At 38.4% G+C, this 5854-nt stretch carries 4 protein-coding genes; all 4 read left to right on the plus strand.

Annotated elements, in window-relative coordinates; all coding sequences use genetic code 11:
* Positions 1-158: 158 nt before the first annotated feature.
* Positions 159-554 carry a hypothetical protein gene (locus AC3ZFK_RS08005; protein ID WP_489433774.1) on the plus strand — a complete coding sequence of 132 codons (396 nt, stop codon included), beginning with the start codon at positions 159-161 and terminating at the stop codon, positions 552-554.
* Positions 555-629: 75 nt separating this feature from the next.
* The gene (locus AC3ZFK_RS08010) at positions 630-1835 is read left to right on the plus strand and encodes a TolC family protein (RefSeq protein WP_489433775.1); all 1206 of its coding nucleotides are present in this window, start codon (positions 630-632) and stop codon (positions 1833-1835) included.
* 2 nt (positions 1836-1837) lie between these two features.
* Entirely contained in the window at positions 1838-2791 is a 954-nt protein-coding gene (locus AC3ZFK_RS08015; protein WP_489433776.1) for an efflux RND transporter periplasmic adaptor subunit, read from the plus strand.
* A 1-nt stretch (position 2792) separates the two neighbouring features.
* Positions 2793-5854 (plus strand): efflux RND transporter permease subunit (locus AC3ZFK_RS08020; RefSeq protein ID WP_489433777.1); only part of this gene is annotated, 3062 nt, incomplete at its 3' end.

A 5854-nucleotide genomic window follows, 5' to 3' on the forward strand; every position in this document is an offset into this window, starting at 1 on the left:
GGATTTAGTTTTTGGAAGGGACAGTCCCAAAAAAGGGATTATGAATGTAAGCCATAAAGGAAATTCTGATTTTAAATTAAATCAAATAGATTCAGAAAAATTGATTTGAAACTTTTATTTATCCCTTTCGTAATGTAAGAAATCGTTAACTTCCATTGATGCAACACAAAAAAATAAATATCATTCAGCAATTATTAATCGGGTATTTCTGTTTTTCTTTGGCCTTATTTAATAGCGTAAAATCTCCGGTTCTTTGCCTTGAAGCAGATGGACATATTAATATCGAATCAAATTGCGATAGCGAATGTGATATACCAAAAGAGGATAATCATCAAGATGACTGCGGTGAATGTGTGGATGTCCAATTATGGGACACTAAATCGGATACTAACTTTCTACTTTCATCAACAGATTTTGATTTTGAATTCAATCTTATCCTTTCAGAATCCTTTCTTTTGGATGTTTTCCATCAAATTTCTTTTGTTTCTCACTCAAAAGAAAATCCAAATACTCATTTCCCTCCCTTACTAAAACACACCATTTTACTTATTTAGACTCTCTTTTTAAAAATTGTTTCGTAGTCGGTTTTCTAAACCGATATTTTTCAAACATTTTTAGAAAGGTGAGTTATGATTACTCTCTACCGATGCATTATTTGCATTATATTTACAACATTGGCATTTTGCCAAACATTGGATATCAACACACTTGAAAAGTTGGTGATTGAACAGAATCCCCAGCTATTAGTAAGTGCCAAACAAATACAAGTTCAGGAAGGTTCTTTAGCCCAAAGCAGAAAATTGCCAAACCCCGTTTTGGAAATGGAATCTGGTTCCGGTGCAGACCCGGAAACATCAGGAATGATTTCCCAAACCATTCTGCTTGGCGGAAAACGAAAACATAAAATTCGTTTGAGTGAACTTGATTTATTGAAAGCACACTTGGAATATGAAAAGCTGAAACAAGAAAAATTGACAGTAGCGTTTCAGTCATTTACGAATATTCTCCATCTCCAAGAAGTTAAATCAATTCAAACAGATAAAATTTCTGTTGCAGAAGTATTATTGAAATCTGTAAGCAAAAAAGTGGAAGCCGGAAAATTATCTCCTGCAGAAAAGTCCCGCGCAAAGATTCAGCATTTTCAAGAACAGATGAAACTGCGTGAAATAGACAAATCATTGGAAATTGCTTGGATTTCGATTTCTTCGTTGTGGGGTGATGGAAAGCCGAGATTCAATTTAGCAGTCGGTCATTTTCTAAATACTCCCACAATGTCTTCATCAAATTCATTGGACAAATCTCCGGCGATTCAATTGGCTGAACTTTCTGTAGTTATTCGACGAATCAATATTAAATCAGAAAAAGCGGAAGTCATGCCCGATCTTGATTTAGATGCCGGAATAAAACGAAGTGACATTCCGGGGAATACATATCAAATCGGTTTTTCTCTTCCGATTCCTATTTTCAATCGCAATCAGGGAAAAATCAAAAGTGCCGGTTTTGAATTGGAACGGGCAGAATTGAAATTAAAAGCGACGAAAACTGAATTGACATCATTGGTGAAAAATATTCAAACAGAATTGGCATTACTTTATTCTGAAACTGAAACGTTGAAAGATGAAATTATTCCCGAAGCACAAACGGCTTACACCATTATTAGTGACGGCTATTTGAATGGACGCTTTACCTATCTTGATGTAGTGGATGCACAAAAAATGTGGTTTCAGTCCAGAGAGCAGTATATGAATGCCTTGAAAGATTACCATGCAAACCTTTTCGAATTAGATCGCATAACTGGAAATTCAAATCATACAAACTTCAAGGAGAAGAATTAATTATGAAAAAGCAAATTTTAATTACCATTGTAATTACAGCCTCGCTTACTTTTTTTGGAACACGGTTTTTCGTGTCTCATGCTCATAAAAATACCGGTCACACAGAACAGCATGAAGACCATGGAGATGAACACGGTTCAGAATTTTCTTATTCTCCTGAAATACTAAAAGAGTTTGGCATTCAAATTGGGACTGCTTCTGGTGGTGTGTTAGAACAAAAAATCGAATTGCCCGGAGAAATTCAAATTGACCCGGACCGATTGGCTCATATTACGCCACGATTCGACGGTGTGATCAAGGAAGTTTTTAAACAAATGGGCGAATCTGTAAAAAAGGACGATCTTTTGGCCATTATTGAAAGTAATGAAAGTTTGACGACTTACGAATTGCACTCATCCATGGACGGCGTTATTATTGATATGCACTTTACTAAAGGAGAAACTGCCCAACGACCGGACCATTTTTTCGCAGTAGCAGATTTGTCCGAAGTGTGGGTGAATTTGAGCGTGTATCAAAAATTTCTTTCGAAAATCAGTTTGGGGCAACCTGTAAAAATCACGGTCAATTCAGCATTTTCTCAAATAGGAAAAATATCCTATGTATCACCCACATTGGATGAACATACGCGAACTGCCACAGCTCGAGTTGTGTTGAGAAATGAAGATGGGAAATTTCGCCCCGGACAATTTATTACGGGCAATGTGGTGGTTCACCAATCCATATTTGATGTCATTATTCCCAAAACAGCTTTGGAAACTATTGATGGAAAGTCTGTTGTATTTGTGAAAAACCAAAATGGATTCGAACCTGTTGCTGTCGAAATCGGAAAAGAAAATCAGAATAATGTAGAAATCATTTCCGGCTTGAATGCTGGACAAAAATATGTATCTGAAGGCGGATTTATATTGAAAGCTCAATTGGCCAAAGGTTCATTTGGCGGTGGGCACGGACATTAAGATGAAAAATTTAATTCAATTTGTATTAAAAAATCGCTTGCTGGCTTTGGCGGTTTCACTGCTGGTTTTGGGTGCAGGATATTCCAGTTACAAACAACTTCCCATCGATGCATTTCCCGATGTTTCGCCGAACTTGGTGCAGGTGTTTACCACGACGGAAGGACTGGCACCGGAAGAAGTGGAAAAATATGTAACCTATCCCATTGAAGTAGCGATGAACGGTTTACCCAATATGGAAAAAATCCGTTCTGTGTCAAACTTCGGCTTATCCGTGGTAAATATCTATTTTGAAGATGAGACAGATATTTATTTCGCGCGACAAATGGTTAATGAACGAATCCAACAAGCAAGAGAACAAATTCCTGATGGATTCGGCGAACCGGTTATGGGACCTATTTCCACAGGAATGGGATTAATTCTTTTTTATTATTTGGATGACGAAACCGGTAAATATACTCTCGAAGAATTGAGAACAATTCAGGATTGGCTCGTAAAATTTCATCTCCAAACTGTTCCCGGTGTAACTGAAGTGCTTGGTATCGGCGGATATGAAAAGCAATATCATGTGATTGTGGACCCTTTCGCCTTATTGAGATTTGATATTACTATCCATGATATTATAGAAAAAATACAATCGAATAATTTGAATGTGGGTGCACAATTTATTGAGAAAAATTCAGAAGAATTTATCGTTCGTTCTGTGGGACTGGCATCCAAAATCGAAGATGTAGAAAATATCATTCTTAAATCCGAATCAGGAACACCCATTTTTCTAAATCAAGTTGCTGATATTAAAATCGGTGGTGCCATTCGTCGTGGAATTCAAACCCACAATGGAGTGGGAGAAGTGGTGTCCGGCATGGTGGTAAAATTGTTCGGAAGTAATTCGTCCACGGTGATTGGTCAGGTGGAAAACAAAATGGAAGAAATTAATGGCATGCTTCCTGACGGCATCAAAATCGTTCCCTATTATGAGCAAAAAACCTTGGTTGAAGCGTGCGTAAAAACGGTGAGCGATGCATTATTGCAAGGAATAATACTTGTTGTGATTATTTTGTTTTTGTTTATGGGATCCATTCGTCCCAGTATTGTGGTTGCATTTTCTATCCCTTTTTCTGTCCTATTTGCCATGATTGGCATGAACCTTTTTGGTATATCCGCGAATCTCATGTCTTTCGGCGGATTGGCAATAGCCATCGGAATGATGGTGGACGGCTCTATTGTAATCATTGAAAATATTGACAGAGTTTTAAAAGAAAAATCCAAGAATGAATCAAAAATGCAGTTGATATCCAAAGCGTTTCTTGAAGTAATTCAGCCTGTTACTTTTGCCATAATCATTATTATCATTGTCTTTTTGCCACTTTTCACACTTCAAGGCGTGGAAGGAAAAACATTTCGACCATTGGCATACACCATCGCAATTGCCATGTTCGGTTCACTTATCTATGCCATGATTCTTTCGCCGGTTCTTTCATTCTTTTTATTGAAAGACCCTAGAAAAACAAGAGAAAAGAAAGAATTGTGGATTCTTCGAATGATGAATCGCATTTATGAACCGGTCATCACCTATTTTGTGGAAAATCGAAAAATGGCCGTGTGGTTGGCAGGAAGTCTTATCGTTGTTGGAATGCTCATTTTCCCCAGATTAGGTTCGGAATTCACACCAAAATTGAATGAAGGAACGATTGTTGTTCGTTTATCCATGGCGCCGTCTATTTCATTGAAAGAGAGCAAAAATACAACGCTCATTGTGGAGCGACGATTGATGAAAATACCGGAAATTACCGGTGTGATTACGCGCATCGGTCGGGGAGAAATCGGAGCCCACACAGACCCAATCAATAATGCAGAAATTTATGTATTGCTAAAACCAAAAGATGAATGGCAAAGTCAAAGTCAAGCCGATTTGGAAATGCTAATTCGGGAAGAGTTGGAAAATGTTCCCGGTGTTTTGGTGAATATTACTCAACCAATCGCTATGACGGTGGATGAACTTTTGGAAGGAATTCGAGCTGAACTTGCGGTAAAACTTTTTGGCGACGATTTGGAAATCCTGAAAGAAAAAGCAGACGAAATTGCCAATGTCATTCGGAAGATTCCCGGCGCGGATGATGTGCAGGTGGACCAAATCACCGGCACGCCCCAATTGCTCATTACCATTAATCGGAATGCCATTGCTCGTTATGGTATAAATATTTCTGATGTGCAGGAAGTGATTCGTGCATCCGTGGGCGGTGAAACAGCAGGACAAATTTTTGAAGGCATTCGCCGATTTAACATTTTGGTTCGATTGGCACCTAAATTCAGAAATACTGCCGATGCTATTTCCAATATTTTAATTCAATCTCCAGATGGCGTGGATATTCCACTTTCGGAATTGGCCAAGATTGAAGAATTGGTGGGACCGAGACAAATTACGCGAGAAAATAATCAACGATTTATCACCGTTCAATGCAATGTAACGGGACGCGATATTGGTTCATTTGTGGAAGAAGGTCAGAACGCTATTGAGAAATCCATTACGCTTCCTGCCGGATATTTAGTAAAATGGGGCGGTCAGTTTCGATTACAGCAGGAAGCAAATAAACGATTGGCAGTGGTCATCCCCATTACACTTATTGTTATATTTTTGCTATTATTTTCCAACTTCAATTCTCTGAAAAATTCATTGCTCATTTTGCTGAATATTCCTTTGGCTCTTGTAGGCGGTGTGGTTGCATTATGGCTTACGGGACAAAATTTATCCGTCCCAGCTTCCGTTGGTTTTATTGCTTTATTTGGCATCGCTTTGGAAAACGGAATGGTGTTATTGAGTTATTTGAATCAATTAGTGAAAGAGGGCGTTGCAATAAAAGACGCATCCATTTTGGGGGCAAAGTTGAGACTTCGCCCCGTATTAATGACGGCACTCACAACAGCGTTTGGATTATTGCCTTTACTCTTCGCTACCGGAACAGGAAGTGAAGTTCAGCGACCTTTGGCAACAGTAGTGGTAGGTGGTTTAGTAACGTCAACAATCTTAACTTTACTTGTCATTCCCGCATTGTATAAATGGTTTTC

The organism is Candidatus Thiopontia autotrophica (genome assembly GCF_982804495.1).

Bases quoted from the DNA above. Each gene is read 5' to 3' on its own strand.
- AC3ZFK_RS08005 (WP_489433774.1), top strand. From the start codon at position 159: ATGCAACACAAAAAAATAAATATCATTCAGCAATTATTAATCGGGTAT.
- AC3ZFK_RS08010 (WP_489433775.1), top strand. From the start codon at position 630: ATGATTACTCTCTACCGATGCATTATTTGCATTATATTTACAACATTG.
- AC3ZFK_RS08015 (WP_489433776.1), top strand. From the start codon at position 1,838: ATGAAAAAGCAAATTTTAATTACCATTGTAATTACAGCCTCGCTTACT.